We start from the raw sequence: 14,932 nt of genomic DNA, 5'->3' as shown, positions 1-14,932 counted from the left end.
GACACTCAGGGCGGCCCACTGCGCCACAATGGCGTCCATGACCGCCCCTTCCGTGAACGACGACGCCAGCTCCCGCCCGCTGCGCGGCTTCTACCCGCCCATCGAGCCTCGGGCCACCGGCATGCTCGACGTCGGGGACGGTCAGCAGATCTACTGGGAGGAGTGCGGGAACCCCCTGGGGGTTCCCGCCGTCTTCCTTCACGGCGGCCCCGGCGGAGGCTGCGTGCCGTCCCACCGTCAGGTCTTTGACCCCGAGCGCTATCGCATCATCCTGTTCGACCAGCGTGGTTGCGGACGCTCGCTCCCCCACGCCTGGGAGCCCGAGGCCGACCTGTCGGCCAACACCACCTGGCACCTCGTGGAGGACATCGAGAGGCTGCGCACGCACCTGGGTATCGATCGCTGGCTGGTCTTCGGCGGATCGTGGGGCTCGACCCTGGCCCTGGCCTACGCCCAGTCCTACCCGCAGCGGGTCCTGGCCCTGGTCCTGCGCGGCATCTTCACCCTGCGCAAGCGGGAGCTGGACTGGTACTACGAGGCTGGCGGCGCTGACATGGTCTGGCCTGACGAGTGGGAGCACTACGTCGCTGGCGCCGGCAAGGACGTGGAGCCCGGCGGCTACATCGAGCGCTACCACGAGCTGCTCAGCAACCCGGACCCGGCCGTCCACGGCCCGGCCGGTACCGCCTGGACGACCTGGGAGGCCGCGACCTCGACGCTGCTACGGGACCAGTCCCACATCGACGAGGTGCAGGACCCTGGCTACGCTGTGACCTTCGCCCGGATCGAGAACCACTTCTTCTACCACCGCGGGTGGATGGAGGACGGCCAGCTCATCGAGGGCGCCCGCGTCCTTGCCGAGCACCATATTCCTGGAGTCATCGTCCAGGGCCGGTACGACATGTGCTGCCCGATCGGGACGGCCTGGGCGCTGCACCGCGCGTGGCCCGAGGCGGAGCTGCACGTGTCTCCCACCGCCGGGCACTCCTTCTCAGAACCGCAGACGCTGTCCGCCCTGATCGAGGCCACTGACCGTCTCGCCACCGATCTCTCGGGAGGCTTCTGACACCACGGAGCCCACCCCTGAGACTTCTCGCACATTTATACCAATTCGCGGTTCCTTGATTGGACTCAAGCGAGTAAGGCACGTAGAGTCTTCCTCCGTCGCCGGACGCGTCAGCGTCACGAGACATGCCTCCTTAGCTCAGTTGGTTAGAGCACCTGACTCTTAATCAGGGTGTCCAGGGTTCGAGTCCCTGAGGGGGTACCACGGGAGAGGTTGATCAACAGCCACTTCCACAACCAACGCCTCCTTAGCTCAGTTGGTTAGAGCACCTGACTCTTAATCAGGGTGTCCAGGGTTCGAGTCCCTGAGGGGGTACCACGCAAGGCTGCTGCCTGACGCTTCGGGTCTTCCGTACACGTCGGCAGTGCTCGTGGGCACGCAGCTCCGAGGTCGTCAAATGGTCGAGGACCCTAGTGCTCACGCGTTCGAGGTTGAACCGTCACCTGCCGGAATACAGGTGGCTACCTCAGGCGTTCATCCTTGCGTCGGGCAGTGCCACGGCCGCGAGGCTCGCGGACCAGCGCCGCCCTACCCGGGAGCTCCCCCGACCGAGTCGGCTATGGGGAGCCGGACCAGACCACACATGCTGGGCGCAGGAACGACCTGCTATCCACTCCCAGCGCTGAGGGGCCCTCCAGGGCCAAGATGTTGAAGAAGGATGATGAGACAGATGATGAGCACGATGCATACCCACCAGGACCTGCGCGAGGCCGCCGAGCGGGAGTACTCCGCAGCACAGGCTGAGCTTCGCTCCCTGGGCGCTAGCGCCTCCCCCTCCCGCCTGGAGCGGGCGCTGGAGCGCTTCGAGGCAGCGCGCGACGCCCTGGCCCTGGCGGCCTGAGGCGCGCCCGCCCTCGCAGTGGGTACCTCCACTACTATCGACGATCGCCTGTCCCGCGTAGTGTGTGGGACAGGCGATCGTCGTCAGGAGCCTTCCCCCGCTACCTCTGGCTACGTCTCCGCCCCTGGGTCACCTCGCAGCACGTGCCCACCAGGCGCAGCAGGCACCAGGGGGCGGCGCGCAAGGCGAGCGGCCGACGCGCAGCCAGGACAGCAGCAGCCGAGGCGGTACGGCAGCCAGGCTCTACCATGGACCGTCACCGACGTGAAGGAGACCACATGCCCCAGCTCTCGGCGGGAGACACCGCCCCTGACTTCACCCTGCCCGACGCCTCCGGGACCGAGGTCCACCTGGCAGATCTTCTGGCCACCAGCCGCGAGGGCTGCGTCGTCTACTTCTACCCCCGGGCCTCCACCCCGGGGTGCACCAAGGAGGCCTGCGACTTCCGCGACTCGCTGGAGGCGTGGAAGAACGCAGGCTACGCCGTCGTCGGCATCTCACCGGACTCCCAGGCGGCCATCGAGCGGTTCGCCACCCAGCAGTCCCTCCCCTTCCCTCTCCTGTCCGACCCTGACCACGAGGTCATGGAGGCCTGGGGCGCGTGGGGCGAGAAGAAGAGCTACGGGCGCACACTCACCGGTGTCATCCGCTCGACCGTCGTCGTGGGTAAGGACGCTACGGTGCGGCTGGCCAGGTACAACGTCAAGGCCACCGGTCACGTCGGCCGCCTGCGCAAGGAGCTCGGCCTGGACTAGAGCCTGGCGAAGCCCGGGCCCACAGCAGACAGAGCCGGCAGGTCGTGGGGAGTCATCCTGATGGACGACGCCCCACGACCTGTTCCTCACCGCGCCACTGGTCGGGCTACTCGCCGGGGTAGACCACACCCAGATCGCGGCGCACCTGGTCCATCAGCTCCATGACCTCCAGGGTGGCCGACCAGGGCATGATCTCGGACTGGGTCCGCCCGGCGGCGATGCAGCGAGCAGCCTCCGCGGCCTCGAGCTGGAATCCGCCGGGGACCGACGCGTCCCAGGTGGCTGCCGTACCGGAACCGTCGCCGCTGCGGCGGGAGACCGTCAGGGGCGTCGGGGTGTAGAAGCACGGGCTCAGGTCGACGCGTGCCCTGTCTCCCACGACCTGTGCCGTGTTGGTACCGGAGCAGTCCATGCCGGCACTGGCCGCTGCCGTCGCGCCGGGGTAGCCCATCGCGACGACCTCGTCCAGGTCGACGCCTTTCCGGCTGAGTCGTCCCAGCACACGCACCGCCTCGGGGGCGCCCAGCAGGGAGTGGACGAAGGAGACCGAGTAGACCCCCAGGTCCAGCAGTGCGCCACCGGCGAGCTCGGGGCAAACCAGCCGTGGCACGTGCAGCAGCGCCTGGTAGTGGTCGGCTCTCACGTTACGGATCCTTCCCAGCGCACCGCTTCCTGCCAGGGCGCGCAGCACTACCTGCCCAGGCAGGAAGCGGGTCCACATAGCCTCCATGGCGAACAGGCCCTGCGACTGCGCGAGGTCGAGGACCTCGCGGGCCTGGGAGGCGTTGACGGTGAAGGACTTCTCCACCAGCACCGGCTTGCCGGCGCGCAGGGCCAGTAGCGCCTGCTCAGCGTGGAACATGTGAGGTGTGGCGACGTAGACCGCGTCGACCTCCGGATCAGCCACAAGCTCCTCGTAGGAGCCGTGCGCACGCGCAGCCCCGCCCTTGCCGGTACCCGGGTGCGCGTCGATGAAGGTCTGCGCCTTGGACCTGTCACGTGATCCGACGGCGGCGATGACCCCGGAGGACAGGTTCGGGACGTCCGTGGCGAACCTGCCCGCGATACCTCCGGCTCCGAGGATCCCCCACCGGATGAGCGGGGCGTCCTGCGGATCAGGAACGAGAGCAGCAAGGTCGAGCTCCTGGGCGCCCGCCTCAGCGACCAGCTCGTGGACGAGGTCGGGAAGAGGAGGCAGAAGGTCAGTGGTTCGGGTGCCTGGGGCGTCATTGCGTGCCATGGCTCGAGACTACCGCGCACACCCTCTTTGGTTGCACGAGTGGACTTAAGAGGCGCCTTCCCGACTCCCCGCTCCGCGCGTCCGTCTGGCCCGTCAGTGGCCGTGATGGCCCGCCGACGGCGCCGCCTCCTGCCCAGCCGCATCGCCGTCCGCTGTCCACGGCCGCGAGCGCCCAGTTCGGCCAGGACCCTGTCAACCGCTAGGCTGTCCCCCGAGCGCGAGTGGCGGAATTGGTAGACGCGCTGGATTTAGGTTCCAGTGTCTTTGACGTGTGGGTTCGAGTCCCATCTTGCGCACGAGCAGCCGGTCCGGTCCTGGCCGTCGGACGCCAGGTAGGCTGCAAGGGTGACTTCTCCATCTACCTTCACCCGTCAGGACGGGCGCGCCACCGACGAGCTGCGCCCTGTCACCATCACCCGTCACTGGCAGGAGCACGGCGAGGGCAGCGTCCTGGTCGAGTTCGGACGTACCCGCGTGCTCTGCGTCGCCTCCTTCACCGAGGGCGTCCCCCGCTGGCGCAAGGGCAGCGGCGAGGGCTGGGTGACCGCCGAGTACGCGATGCTCCCCCGTGCAGGCTCGGAGCGTTCGGGCCGCGAGTCTGTCCGAGGCAAGGTCGGCGGGCGCACGCACGAGATCTCGCGCCTCATCGGTCGGGCCCTGCGCGGCGTCGTCGACGTGGCGGCGCTGGGCGAGAACACCATCGCCCTGGACTGCGACGTCCTGCAGGCCGACGGCGGCACCCGCACCGCCTCGGTGACCGGTGCCTACGTGGCCCTGGCCGACGCCGTCGCCTGGGGCACCGCGCGGGGCCTCATCACCCCGCGCGCCGGCAAGCCGGTCGTCTCTGACTCGCTGTCCGCCATCAGCGTCGGGATCATCGACGGCGTGCCCTGCCTGGACCTGCCCTACGAGGAGGACGTGCGCGCCCACACTGACATGAACGTGGTCCAGACCGGAGCCGGACAGTTCATCGAGGTGCAGGGAACGGCTGAGCACGCCCCGTTCGACCGTGACGAGCTCGACTCGTTGCTGGACCTGGCCACCAAGGGCAACGCTGAGCTCGCCGCCCTGCAGAAGGCCGTCCTGGACGGCCCCTCGGACGAGCCCTTCACCGTCCGCTCGGACCAGAGCGCCTGAGAGGCCGCTGTGACGACGACGCAGGTGCCCGTACCCGCAGGAGCCCGGCTCGTTCTGGCTACCCACAACCCTGGCAAGCTCTCCGAGCTGCGCGCGATCCTCACGCCGCTGGTGCCCGGCCTCGACCCGGAGCAGATCATCTCCGCTGCCGCCCTGGACGTGCCCGAGCCTGTGGAGGACGGGCTGACCTTTGCGGCCAACGCTGAGATCAAGGCACGAGCCCTCGCCCAGGCCACGGGCCTGCCGGCGGTGGCTGACGACTCAGGCCTGTGCGTGGACGTCCTGGGAGGCGCACCGGGGATCTTCTCGGCACGCTGGTGCGGTCACCACGGGGACGACGCCGCGAACCTGCGTCTCCTGCTTGACCAGCTCTCAGACATCGCCGACCCTCATCGCACAGCACGCTTCACCTGCGCCGCGGTCCTGGTGGTACCGGGTCGGGCTGAGCATGCTGCCCAGGCTGGTGCGTGCGTCGCCGAGGCCCCCGCGGTCACCGTCTTCGAGCGCTCGATGGAGGGGCGCCTGCTCACGACCCCGGTCGGCGAGGGTGGGTTTGGCTACGATCCCGTCTTCGTCCCGCTCCAGGAGGACGAGCCCGGTGCTGCTGGGCGGACGACGGCGCAGATGAGCGCCGCGGAGAAGAACGCGATCTCCCACCGCGGCCAGGCCTTCCGAGACTTGGCGCCGGTTCTGGCGACGCTGCTGGCCTGAGCCGGCTGCGCCGTCATTCTACTCGTCACCCCGCCGGGCTCCTGCACCGACGGCCCGGGCTCGACGCCTCTCACCCGGCTTCTCAATCGTGGTTTTCTGCACGGAATCGACCTCTACGCAACACGTAAGAGTCGATTCCGTGCAGAAAACCACGGTTTCGGCGCAGGTATACTGCTGAGCGATGAGGTTGACAGCCCGACAGCACGAGTCGCGCCCCACCCGAGCGCCACACGCCTCGGCGCCAACTGCGTCACCCCAGCAGGCCCGCAGCGCGCTGCGCGCGGTCAGTGACGCCGAGGCCGCCAGCACCTGGTGCCCTCATCCCGTAGCACTAACCGTCTGCGCGCTGGCGGTGGGGATCTTCTCCTTCTGTGGACTGGTGGCCCCCGTCCGCCTGGTCTTAGCCGCCCTGACAGGCATGGCCGTGACGCTCGTGGTCTGCGTGCGCTGGATCCAGCGCCCCGGGCTACGCCACGATCCCCTCACCGGGCCTGAGCTGTCCTGGCGAGCGACGTGGCCTCATCTCGCCCTGGTGCTCGTTCCCCCGCTGCTGCTCCTCCTGCGCGGTGAGCTTCACGGCGCCAGTGGCACTCTCCTCGCCGTCATGCTCTCCGCGCTCATGGCAGCCCTGACCATTGCCTTGTTCGTCTACGAGGCGCGCCGCGCCTGACCCCGTCATTCACCCGCTGCGAAGACTGCGCATCTGCGCGGCCCTGCGCAGCTGCGGAAGGTCGTCGGCTTGTCGGACTCGCCCTGTCCAAGCAGCTGGGTGCGCTGGAGCAGGCCGGCTACCTCCGCCGTCAGCGGGACTACGCCTCCGTGTGCTCACGCGACGTCGTGTGGGTCGCGCTGACCCTGCCGCCTTCGAGACGCACCTGGAGGCGCTGCGCTCCATCGCTGACGAGTAACCACCTCATCTGGATCGGGGTTTTGTGTACTGGACCGGCCCTTGTGCGGTGCGCAGGGGCCGGTCCAGTACACAAAACCCCGATCCAGTGGGGACGTAGGGAAGAGTGCTGGCTTGCTCAGCCATCCTGCGCGTCCAGGCGCCGTTGGAGCGCCTTGGGCGTCAGGGACTCCTGAGCCTTAGCAAAGCCGTAGAGCCACCGCCAACCGCCCAGGCCGATGAGCAGGAAGCAGGCGAGCATCAGGGCGAACCCGGGGACGCCGTCGGCCCCGGCCAGCACACGGGCGAGCACCCACACCAGCCAGGTCACCGCCACGACGAGGATGCCGTCGCGGCTGGCAGTCTCCAGATGGTCCTGCGGTCGGGCTATGAGCCAGGACACCACCCAGCCGGCCACCACGGCTACCGCTCCGTGGACGAGCAGCTCCGGTGCGAGCGAGACATCATGCATCGAGGCCGCGCTGAAGAAGGCGATGAGGACGACGGCGAGCAGGTCAGCCGGGAGCACGAGCCACCAGCGTGTCCGTCGGCCCCGGGTCCACGGGCAGTCCGGGCCGTCAGGTACCGCAGGCGTGTAGGAGATGCGGCGCGGCGTACGAGAGTCCTGGATCCCAGCCCTCTGCGTCGTGCCCGAGTCCTGTCTGCTTCCCCGGCGCACTCTCACAGCTCCCAGCTCGCGCCCGCCGTCGCTGCCTCCAGCGGGCCGTCGTAGACGTGGGCAGCGTTGCGCAGCGGCACACCGGGGTCGGTCCAAGGCTGGATGTGGGTCAGCACCAGGTGCCCCACAGGCCGGTGCGGAGCCTGGCCCGCGGTCCCGGCGGCCAGCTCCCCGGCTCGCTTTCCGGTCAGGTGCATCCCGCGCACGGTGTCGCGGCCCTCGACAAAGGCAGCCTCCGCCAGGAGGAGGTCGACGCCGTCGGCCATCTCCACGATGGACTCGGTGATGTCGGTGTCCCCCGTGAAGGCCATCGCGGCCCGGGCCGGAACGCCGTCCTCCCCCAGTACCTCGCTCGGCCCCTCGACGCGGTAGCCGTAGGCCTCAACGGGGTGGAGCGCCTCGAAGGGCGTGATGGTCAGCGGACCGACCTGGACACACTGACCTGGGACGGCCGTGCGGAAGGTGAACTCCGTGGCGTAGGTCTCCTCCTCCGGCGTGCCGTCGACACCGCGGAGACGGTCCGGCAGCTCAGCAGGACCGATCGTGAGGACCGGGCCGAGCGCCCCCGCCGGGTTCCACCGGCGGAAGACGTGCATACCCACCAGGTCGACCATGTGGTCGGCGTGGCAGTGGGAGATCACCAGGGCGTCCAGATCAGCGGGGTCCACGTATCGCAGCATCTGGCCCATCGAACCCGGCCCCAGATCGAGAACCACCGAGTAGGTCCGCGGCGTCCCGTCCGCGCCCGGCCCCGTGGCCTGGACGAGATAGCTCGAGGCCGAGGAGTCAGGGCCGGACATGCTTCCGGTACAGCCGATGACGGTGATCTTCATGAGGATCCTTGGGTAGGGGTACGGGATAGAGCCGGCGGGACAGTCAGATCAGGAGACGGTATTTCCCAGGCCCGCAGGTATGACGCGAGTCACTTCCGGGCCGAGGAAACGACGGGCAAGCACGGCGAAGGACTCCGGGTCGCCGGTGGCCCGGAACTCATGGGCCGCAGCAGGCGCCCCAGGGTCGCGCAACATGCCCTGGCTGGCCAGCCCTCGGTAGACGTCCTTGGCAGTCTCCTCGCTTGAGGTCACGAGAGTCACGTCCCGGCCCATGACGTAGGAGATGGGGCCGATGAGCAACGGGTAGTGGGTGCACCCCAGGATGAGTGTGTCCACCCCGGCCTGGCGCAACGGCAGCAGATACTCCTCCGCTCGGGCCATCGCCTCAGGCCCCGTGGTGACGCCACGCTCAGCCAGCTCCACGAAGTCCGGGCAGGCCGTGGACAGCAGCTCGACGCCGAGAACCGCCTCGAGCGCGTCAGAGTAGGCACGCGAGTCGACCGTCCCCTGGGTGGCAATGAGCCCGATGCGGCCGTTGCGGGTCACCCTCGCGGCTGCGCGAGCCGCAGGGTGGATCACCTCGACCACGGGCACGCCCTTGCCCAGGGTGTAACGCCGTCGGGCGTCGTGCACCACCGCGGCGGAGGCCGTGTTGCAGGCGATGACGAGCATCTTGACCCCGGAGTCCACCAGCTCGTCCATGACGTCCAGGGCCAGCGCCCGCACCTCATCGAGCGGACGAGGCCCGTAGGGAGAATGGGCGGTGTCCCCAATGTAGAGCACCTGCTCATTGGGCAGCTGGTCCAGGACCGCACGCGCCACCGTCAGACCGCCGACACCGGAGTCGAACATCCCGATCGGTGCGTCATTCACGCCTTCGAGACTATGCGGGTGCATCGTCACTGAGCATCACGGTCAGCAGTGATTCCTGCCACCAGGTGAGCATGTCGTAGACCATGGACATCGCACGCCGCGAGCGCGCCTCCTCGCTCTCTTGCCGGGGCGGGTCCTCCCAGGCGACGGCGTGCGCCTCCTCCGCGTCCTCAGCGGACTCGATCCCCAGGCGCTGGGCCAGGACCAGCCGCAGGTCGTTGACCGCTCCGAGCCACTCCTGCTCCTGGCCCTGCTCCACCCGGACCCGGACCTCCTGCCCCGAGGGCTCTCGCAGCTGGAGCAGGAGCAGACGGGCGCGGTCAGCCTTGAGCGAGCGCAGGTGCTCACGCTCCATCGAGGCGACCTCGACAGCAGTCAGCGGGTCCTCAGAGGCGTCCGGCAGCAGCACCTCCAGCAGCGGCGCCAGCTCCGCGTCCTCCTGCGGTGAGCGCACGGCACCCTGCTGCGGCTCACCATCATCAGCCTGGAAGTCAAGGGAGGCGAGGATCGCACTGTCACGCTCGCTCTCGGTGCTGCGCTGGCCGGTCTGTGACGTGCTGGGTCCGCTCCGCGCACCGGCTCCCTCGGACGTGAGGACGTAGAGCAGCTGCTCGACCAGGGAGGAGACAAGCTCGCACTCCCACTGCTCCACCGCGCTCTCCCAGCCTCCTGCTGCAGGGACAAAGGTCTGCATCAGTACCCTCCCTCCTGGTCCGGCTGGTCCCCGTCCTCGCCGTCGGGCTCGATCGTGGCACGGAGCCCGTAGGAGTGCATCGCCGTGACGTCAACCTCCATACGCTCGCGAGGCCCGCGCGAGACGACAGCACGCCCGGTGGTGTGCACCTGCATCATGCGCTGACGTGCCAGTCCCATCGGGAACCGGAAGTAGCTGCGAAAGACCCACACGACGTAGTCCATGGTGTTGATCGGGTCGTCATGGACGACGGTGCGCCACAACCGCAGACGCTGCGTCGCGGGCTCCTCGCGCGTGGAGGTCGAGGTCACGGGTGCGCTGGCTGACATGGCCCCAGGGTATCGGGAGAGTGAGACACGACCTCTTCCCCGTCCCGTCCGCCGCGTGGCCCGGGCCGGGAGGCTAGGTTGGTGTCATGACTCCTAGCAAGGCGAGGCCGCACAACGCGGTCACCGGCAGCCCGATCGATCCTGAGCGTGCACCGGCAGTGACCTCGACGGCGCTGCTGACGGACATGTACGAGCTCACCATGCTCCAGGGGGCGCTGGCTGCCGGCACCGCCGGGCGCCGCAGCGTCTTCGAGCTCTTCGGCCGCTCGCTGCCGGCCTCCCGGCGCTACGGCGTGGTCGCGGGAACCGGTCGCCTGCTCGACGCCATCGAGCGCTTCACCTTCACGCCCCAGCAGATCGACTTCCTCCACGCCACCGGCGTGGTAGATGACGTCACCCTGGACTACCTGCGCGACTACCGTTTCTCCGGCACGATCCGCGGCTACGCCGAGGGCGAGTGCTACTTCGCCGGCTCGCCTCTGCTGACGGTCGAGGGGACCTTCGCCGAGGCCTGCATCCTGGAGACCCTGGCGCTGTCGATCTACAACTACGACTGCGCCGTCGCCTCGGCCGCCTCCCGCATGGTGATCGCCGCCCACGGCCGTCCCTGCGTGGACTTCGGTGCCCGGCGCGCCCACGAGCGAGCGGCCGTCTCGGCGGCGCGCGCTGCCGTGGTCGGCGGCTTCACGGGCACCAGCGACCTGGAGGCCGGGATGCGTTACGGCATCCGCACGGTCGGTACCTCGGCCCACTCCTTCACCCTCCTGCACGACAGCGAGGAGGAGGCCTTCGCCGCCCAGGTAGCCTCGCTCGGCCCGGACACGACCATCCTGGTCGACACCTACGACATCGAGCGCGGTATCGAGCGCGCGGTCAAGGCCGCCCGAGCAGCCGGCGGAGAGCTCGGTGCCGTACGCCTGGACTCCGGTGACCTGGTCGCCGAGGCCTTCAAGGCACGTCAGCAGCTCGACGCCCTGGGCGCCACGAGCACAAGGATCACGGTGACCAACGACCTGGACGAGTACGCCATCGCTGCGCTCGGCGCGGCACCGGTGGACTCCTACGGCGTGGGTACCAAGCTCGTCACCGGTTCCGGACGCCCCACCGCGGCCCTGGTCTACAAGCTGGTCGAGAGAGTCGACGCCGACGGCGTCATGCAGGAGGTCGCCAAGTTCTCCTCGGGCGGCAAGTCGACCGTGGGAGGGCGTAAGTGGGCTGGGCGCGTCCTGGACGCCACCGGGACGGCTGCGGAGGAGCTGGTCGTCTCGGCGCGCGAGGCGGACGAGGCGATGGTGGCGCTACGAGAGGCCGGTGCCCGGCCGCTCCAGGTCGAGCTCGTGCGTGACGGCGTGGTCAACGAGGAGCACCGCGGCCCTGCGGCGCTGCAGGCCGCGGCCGAGCGCCACCGCGCCTCGCGCGCCGAGCTTCCCTACGACGCCTGGCGGCTGAGCGAGGGCGAGCCTGCCGTGCCCACCCGCCACCTAGACCTGGACGGTCGCCAGACCCTGCGCGGCTAGGGCTGGCTGGGACAAGTGACGACGGCGTCGTCCCCCCTCTCGTTGCAGAAGGTGAGACGACGCCGTCGTGCTGGAGGTTCCGACGCAGGCGGCACCAGGACGGACCCGAGACGCCGGTCCTACCGCTTGCCGACGAACCAACGGCGCAGGGTCGCTACCCGTTTCTCGATCTGCTCAGTCGAGGCCTGCGCGACCTCGGGCCCGCCGCACACGCGGCGCAGCTCGTTGTGAACCGTACCGTGAGGCTGCCCTGAGCGTCGGGCCCAGGCGGCCACGAGCTGGGAGAGCTCCTTGCGTGCAGCCTGACGACGCCTGGCGTCGTCGACGCCGGAGTTGGCACGCCGCCTGGCGGCCGCAGCCGACTGCCGCTTCTGCTCAGCGATCTGGCGGTCCTGGCGCTGTCGCAGCAGCGCCGTGACCTGCTCCGGCTCCAGCAGGCCGGGAAGCCCCAGGTACTCCTGCTCCTCGACGCTTCCGACCACGGCGCCGGTCCCGAACTCTCCACCGTCGAACAGCACCCGGTCGAACTCGGCGGTGGAGTCCATGGCCTCGAACCCGCCCAGCAGGTCGTCAGAGGCCTTCGCGTCCTGGTTGGCCTCGGCGACGAGGCGGTCCTCGGCGTAGCCGGCGAAGAGGTCGTCCTCGTTCGACGAGGCCCGTTTGCCCAGCACGTGGTCACGCGCGACCTCCAGCTCGTTGGCCAGGCTCAGCAGCGGAACCACCGAGGGCAGGAAGACCGAGGCGGTCTCTCCCCGTGAGCGCGAACGGACGAATCGTCCTACCGCCTGGGCGAAGAACAGGGGCGTAGAGGTCGAGGTGGCATAGACCCCGACGACGAGACGAGGCACGTCGACACCCTCAGACACCATGCGCACCGCAACCATCCACCGGTCGGTGGAGGCGGAGAAGGTCTCGATGCGGCTGGAGGCTCCGGAGTCGTCGGACAGGACGACGGTGGGCTCCTCACCGGTGATCTGGCGCAGCTGCTTGGCGTAGGCGCGGGCCTTGGCCTGGTCACTGGCGATGACGAGGCCGCCGGCGTCCGGGACCTGCCGGCGCACCTCCGTCAGGCGCTGGTCAGCAGCGGCGAGCACCGAGGGGATCCACTCCCCCTTGGGGTCCAGGGCCGTGCGCCAGGCCTGAGCCTCCAGGTCCTTGGTCAGGGGCTCGCCCAGGCGTGCGGCGACCTCGTCACCAGCCTTGGTCCGCCAGCGCATCTGGCCGGAGTAGGTCATGAACATGACCGGGCGCACGACCCCGTCGCGCAGGGCGTCGGAGTAGCCGTAGGAGTAGTCCGAGCTCGAGCGCTTGAGACCACCGGCCTCCTCGACGTAGCGCACGAAGGGGATCGTGGACTCATCCGAGCGGAAGGGGGTCCCTGTCAGTGCCAGGCGGCGCCGTGCCGGGGTAAAGGCCTCGCGGATCGCATCACCCCAGGAGCGGGCGTCACCACCGTGGTGGATCTCGTCCATGATGACCAGTGTGCGCCGCGCGTCGGTTCGAGCGCGGTGCAGGTTGGGATTGGCCGCGACCTGCGCGTAGGTCAGTGCCACGCCGTCAAAGCGGGATCCCAGCGCCCCCTGGCTGTTGGTGAAGGAGGGGTCGATGTGGATGCCCACGCGCGCGGCGGCCTCAGCCCACTGGTACTTCAGGTGCTCGGTAGGGCAGACCACCGTCACCTGGTGGACGTCGCCAGCGCTGAGGAGCTCGGTGGCGATGCGTAGCGCGAAGGTGGTCTTGCCTGCGCCGGGGGTCGCCACTGCCAGGAAGTCCTGGGGCATGGTCTCCAGGTACTTCCTCAGCGCAGCGGCCTGCCAGGCGCGCAGTGACCCTGCCGTGCCCCAGGCGGCACGACGCGGGTAGGCCGGCGGCATGGACTCCGCGGCGAAGATGGAGGGCTGGGTAGGGTTGCTCGCTGCCTGGTTGCGACGCGCGCCGCTCACTGACCGCCTCGGGAGAAGGGGAAGCGGGGGAAGCGCGGCCCCTTGCCAGAGCCGGAGTCCCCGCCCTCTCGCATCTGCTCGTAGATCTGCTTGCAGGTGGGGCACACCGGGTACTTCGACGGGTCACGTCCCGGCGTCCAGACCTTGCCGCACAGCGCGACGACGGGGCGTCCGGTCGCCGCGGCGGCCGCGATCTTGTCCTTGCGCACGTAGTGGGCGAAGCGATCGGCGTCACCGTCGTCGGTGGACTGAAGCTCCTCACGCTCCAGGACCGCGGTCCCCGTGGAGGCGCCGGTGGCGGGGTCCGACAGCGGGCGGCCGGGCTCGCCGGGGCCAGAGTCGGTGCTCGCCGTCATCTGCTCAAGGGGGTCAGTCATGTCCTCCAGTGTAAGCCGGGCAGACCGGGCGATCGTCGTCGGAGCCTGTGGAAGCTCTCTCGCCGCGCCGCGGCTCCCCTGCCGGCTGCTCGCACGGGCCGCCCGGTCACGACGAGTCCGTCCTCGTACCCGCTAGACACGACAACGGGGTCTGTGCCCCTGCCGGGCAGGGGCACAGACCCCGTCTGCGTGACAGAGGGACTACACCCCAGCGCGTAAGTCCCAAGGCCCGTTCAGCGGCTCAGTCGCGAGGCGGCCGCCGGGTCCACCAGCACCAGGGCGTCAGCGTGCCGCTGCATGACGGTGGCCGGCCACTGCGGGCTCACCTCGCCCTCGACCAGCTGGTGGACGGCCTCGGCCTTGTTCTCACCGGTGGCGATGAGGACCAGCTGACGAGCCTCCATGATGGTGGCCAGCCCCTGGGTGATGCAGTGGGTGGGGACAGCGTTGACGTCGCCGTCGAAGAACCGGGCGTTGTCACGTCGGGTCTGCTCGGTCAGGACGTCGACGTGCGTGCGCGAGTCCAGCGGGCCACCAGGCTCGTTGAAGCCGATGTGCCCGTCTGAGCCGATACCGAGGATCTGCAGGTCACAGTAGCCGGCTGCCTTCATCTGCGCCTCATAGTCGGCACATGCGGCCTCAAGGTCCTCGTTCAGCGCGTCCGGCCCGTGCAGGGCGCCAGGGCGCATGTCCACCCGCGATCGCAGGTTGCGCTCCATGAAGGTGGCGTAGCGCTCGGGGTGCCCCTCAGGCAGGCCCACGTACTCGTCGAGCATGAAGCCAGTGACCTCCGTGAAAGAGATCCTGCCGGCCTGGCACCGGCGCGTCAGCTCGTCGTACAGAGGAAGGGGGCTGGAACCGGTGGCGGTCCCGAGGACCGCGTCCGGCTTGGCCGTCAGCAGCTCCTCGACCGCGTCAGCGGCGGCAGAAGCGATCTGCTCGGCAGTATCGAGGACGACGAGCTTCATTGTTCTCCTCAGTTGAGACGTCACGGCCGTGGCCGGGTGCGTCCGTGCACCACGGTCCATCATAGCGCCATCGACGAAGACGT

The 14,932-nt window shown here is 69.3% G+C and carries 16 protein-coding genes and 3 tRNA genes; 10 read left to right on the top strand and 9 right to left on the bottom strand.

Annotated features, from left to right (window positions below):
• Window positions 1–37: 37 nt before the first annotated feature.
• The 5 genes from pip (at window position 38) to HRL51_RS04055 (ending at window position 2,662) form a co-directional block, all read left to right on the top strand.
• On the top strand, window positions 38–1,066 hold the full coding sequence (pip, locus tag HRL51_RS04075; protein ID WP_172121070.1) for a prolyl aminopeptidase: 1,029 nt from the start codon (window positions 38–40) through the stop codon (window positions 1,064–1,066).
• Between the two features lie 127 nt (window positions 1,067–1,193).
• Window positions 1,194–1,270 (top strand) — tRNA-Lys (locus HRL51_RS04070).
• Between the two features lie 37 nt (window positions 1,271–1,307).
• Window positions 1,308–1,384 (top strand) — tRNA-Lys (locus HRL51_RS04065).
• A gap of 340 nt (window positions 1,385–1,724) precedes the next feature.
• Window positions 1,725–1,907 (top strand): hypothetical protein, encoded by a 183-nt coding sequence (locus HRL51_RS04060; protein ID WP_172121069.1) that lies wholly within the window; start codon window positions 1,725–1,727, stop codon window positions 1,905–1,907.
• A 278-nt stretch (window positions 1,908–2,185) separates the two neighbouring features.
• Window positions 2,186–2,662 carry a peroxiredoxin gene (locus HRL51_RS04055; protein ID WP_172121068.1) on the top strand — a complete coding sequence of 159 codons (477 nt, stop codon included), beginning with the start codon at window positions 2,186–2,188 and terminating at the stop codon, window positions 2,660–2,662.
• 106 nt (window positions 2,663–2,768) lie between these two features.
• Here HRL51_RS04055 and HRL51_RS04050 read toward each other — a convergent pair whose 3' ends face one another.
• The gene (locus HRL51_RS04050; RefSeq protein WP_172121067.1) at window positions 2,769–3,902 is read right to left on the bottom strand and encodes a Gfo/Idh/MocA family protein; all 1,134 of its coding nucleotides are present in this window, start codon (window positions 3,900–3,902) and stop codon (window positions 2,769–2,771) included.
• Between the two features lie 215 nt (window positions 3,903–4,117).
• On the opposite strand from HRL51_RS04050, the gene HRL51_RS04045 reads away from it, so the two are divergent.
• The 4 genes from HRL51_RS04045 to HRL51_RS04030 all read left to right on the top strand — a co-directional run bounded on the left by HRL51_RS04045 (window position 4,118) and on the right by HRL51_RS04030 (window position 6,420).
• Window positions 4,118–4,198: transfer RNA gene (locus HRL51_RS04045), tRNA-Leu, on the top strand.
• A 49-nt stretch (window positions 4,199–4,247) separates the two neighbouring features.
• Window positions 4,248–5,039: a ribonuclease PH gene (gene rph / locus HRL51_RS04040; protein ID WP_172121066.1), complete on the top strand. Its 792-nt coding sequence runs from the start codon at window positions 4,248–4,250 to the stop codon at window positions 5,037–5,039.
• 9 nt (window positions 5,040–5,048) lie between these two features.
• Window positions 5,049–5,750 carry a non-canonical purine NTP pyrophosphatase gene (locus HRL51_RS04035; RefSeq protein WP_172121065.1) on the top strand — a complete coding sequence of 234 codons (702 nt, stop codon included), beginning with the start codon at window positions 5,049–5,051 and terminating at the stop codon, window positions 5,748–5,750.
• A 181-nt stretch (window positions 5,751–5,931) separates the two neighbouring features.
• Complete coding sequence (locus HRL51_RS04030; protein WP_172121064.1) at window positions 5,932–6,420, top strand: hypothetical protein; 489 nt, start codon at window positions 5,932–5,934, stop codon at window positions 6,418–6,420.
• Window positions 6,421–6,775: 355 nt separating this feature from the next.
• On the opposite strand, the gene HRL51_RS04025 is transcribed toward HRL51_RS04030, so the two are convergent.
• The 5 genes from HRL51_RS04025 to clpS form a co-directional block, all read right to left on the bottom strand.
• Window positions 6,776–7,165, bottom strand: a complete 390-nt coding sequence (locus HRL51_RS04025) for a DUF3054 family protein (RefSeq protein WP_342355658.1) — start codon at window positions 7,163–7,165, stop codon at window positions 6,776–6,778.
• Window positions 7,166–7,317: 152 nt separating this feature from the next.
• A complete protein-coding gene (locus HRL51_RS04020) occupies window positions 7,318–8,148 on the bottom strand; it encodes an MBL fold metallo-hydrolase (protein WP_172121062.1) in 831 nt (276 codons plus the stop codon).
• A 48-nt stretch (window positions 8,149–8,196) separates the two neighbouring features.
• Window positions 8,197–9,000 carry a glutamate racemase gene (gene murI / locus HRL51_RS04015; protein WP_216666415.1) on the bottom strand — a complete coding sequence of 268 codons (804 nt, stop codon included), beginning with the start codon at window positions 8,998–9,000 and terminating at the stop codon, window positions 8,197–8,199.
• Between the two features lie 31 nt (window positions 9,001–9,031).
• The gene (locus tag HRL51_RS04010) at window positions 9,032–9,715 is read right to left on the bottom strand and encodes a DUF2017 family protein (protein WP_172121060.1); all 684 of its coding nucleotides are present in this window, start codon (window positions 9,713–9,715) and stop codon (window positions 9,032–9,034) included.
• Entirely contained in the window at window positions 9,715–10,044 is a 330-nt protein-coding gene (clpS, locus tag HRL51_RS04005; RefSeq protein WP_172121059.1) for an ATP-dependent Clp protease adapter ClpS, read from the bottom strand. Before clpS ends, HRL51_RS04010 begins: the two co-directional genes overlap by 1 nt.
• A gap of 86 nt (window positions 10,045–10,130) precedes the next feature.
• Between clpS and HRL51_RS04000 the strand changes: the two genes are divergently transcribed.
• Window positions 10,131–11,561, top strand: a complete 1,431-nt coding sequence (locus HRL51_RS04000; protein WP_216666410.1) for a nicotinate phosphoribosyltransferase — start codon at window positions 10,131–10,133, stop codon at window positions 11,559–11,561.
• Window positions 11,562–11,680: 119 nt separating this feature from the next.
• Here the strand turns inward: HRL51_RS04000 and HRL51_RS03995 are convergent, their stop codons facing one another.
• The 3 genes from HRL51_RS03995 to nagB form a co-directional block, all read right to left on the bottom strand.
• A complete protein-coding gene (locus tag HRL51_RS03995; RefSeq protein WP_216666414.1) occupies window positions 11,681–13,435 on the bottom strand; it encodes a DEAD/DEAH box helicase in 1,755 nt (584 codons plus the stop codon).
• A gap of 65 nt (window positions 13,436–13,500) precedes the next feature.
• Window positions 13,501–13,881: a DUF3039 domain-containing protein gene (locus HRL51_RS03990; RefSeq protein WP_172121057.1), complete on the bottom strand. Its 381-nt coding sequence runs from the start codon at window positions 13,879–13,881 to the stop codon at window positions 13,501–13,503.
• A gap of 233 nt (window positions 13,882–14,114) precedes the next feature.
• Window positions 14,115–14,849: a glucosamine-6-phosphate deaminase gene (gene nagB / locus HRL51_RS03985; RefSeq protein ID WP_172121056.1), complete on the bottom strand. Its 735-nt coding sequence runs from the start codon at window positions 14,847–14,849 to the stop codon at window positions 14,115–14,117.
• Between the last annotated feature and the right edge of the window lie 83 nt (window positions 14,850–14,932).

The organism is Actinomyces faecalis (genome assembly GCF_013184985.2).
Taxonomy (GTDB): Bacteria; Actinomycetota; Actinomycetes; order Actinomycetales; family Actinomycetaceae; genus Actinomyces; species Actinomyces faecalis.
The sequence above is the reverse complement of the archived record's forward strand: the minus strand, read 5'-3'. Positions and strand labels throughout refer to the sequence as shown.

Bases quoted from the DNA above. Each gene is read 5' to 3' on its own strand.
- nagB (WP_172121056.1), bottom strand. From the start codon at position 14,849: ATGAAGCTCGTCGTCCTCGATACTGCCGAGCAGATCGCTTCTGCCGCC.
- HRL51_RS04000 (WP_216666410.1), top strand. From the start codon at position 10,131: ATGACTCCTAGCAAGGCGAGGCCGCACAACGCGGTCACCGGCAGCCCG.
- HRL51_RS04030 (WP_172121064.1), top strand. From the start codon at position 5,932: ATGAGGTTGACAGCCCGACAGCACGAGTCGCGCCCCACCCGAGCGCCA.
- HRL51_RS03995 (WP_216666414.1), bottom strand. From the start codon at position 13,435: ATGCCGCCGGCCTACCCGCGTCGTGCCGCCTGGGGCACGGCAGGGTCA.
- HRL51_RS04055 (WP_172121068.1), top strand. From the start codon at position 2,186: ATGCCCCAGCTCTCGGCGGGAGACACCGCCCCTGACTTCACCCTGCCC.
- HRL51_RS04060 (WP_172121069.1), top strand. From the start codon at position 1,725: ATGATGAGACAGATGATGAGCACGATGCATACCCACCAGGACCTGCGC.
- HRL51_RS04020 (WP_172121062.1), bottom strand. From the start codon at position 8,148: ATGAAGATCACCGTCATCGGCTGTACCGGAAGCATGTCCGGCCCTGAC.
- pip (WP_172121070.1), top strand. From the start codon at position 38: ATGACCGCCCCTTCCGTGAACGACGACGCCAGCTCCCGCCCGCTGCGC.
- HRL51_RS04050 (WP_172121067.1), bottom strand. From the start codon at position 3,902: ATGGCACGCAATGACGCCCCAGGCACCCGAACCACTGACCTTCTGCCT.
- HRL51_RS03990 (WP_172121057.1), bottom strand. From the start codon at position 13,881: ATGACTGACCCCCTTGAGCAGATGACGGCGAGCACCGACTCTGGCCCC.
- murI (WP_216666415.1), bottom strand. From the start codon at position 9,000: ATGTTCGACTCCGGTGTCGGCGGTCTGACGGTGGCGCGTGCGGTCCTG.
- clpS (WP_172121059.1), bottom strand. From the start codon at position 10,044: ATGTCAGCCAGCGCACCCGTGACCTCGACCTCCACGCGCGAGGAGCCC.
- HRL51_RS04010 (WP_172121060.1), bottom strand. From the start codon at position 9,715: ATGCAGACCTTTGTCCCTGCAGCAGGAGGCTGGGAGAGCGCGGTGGAG.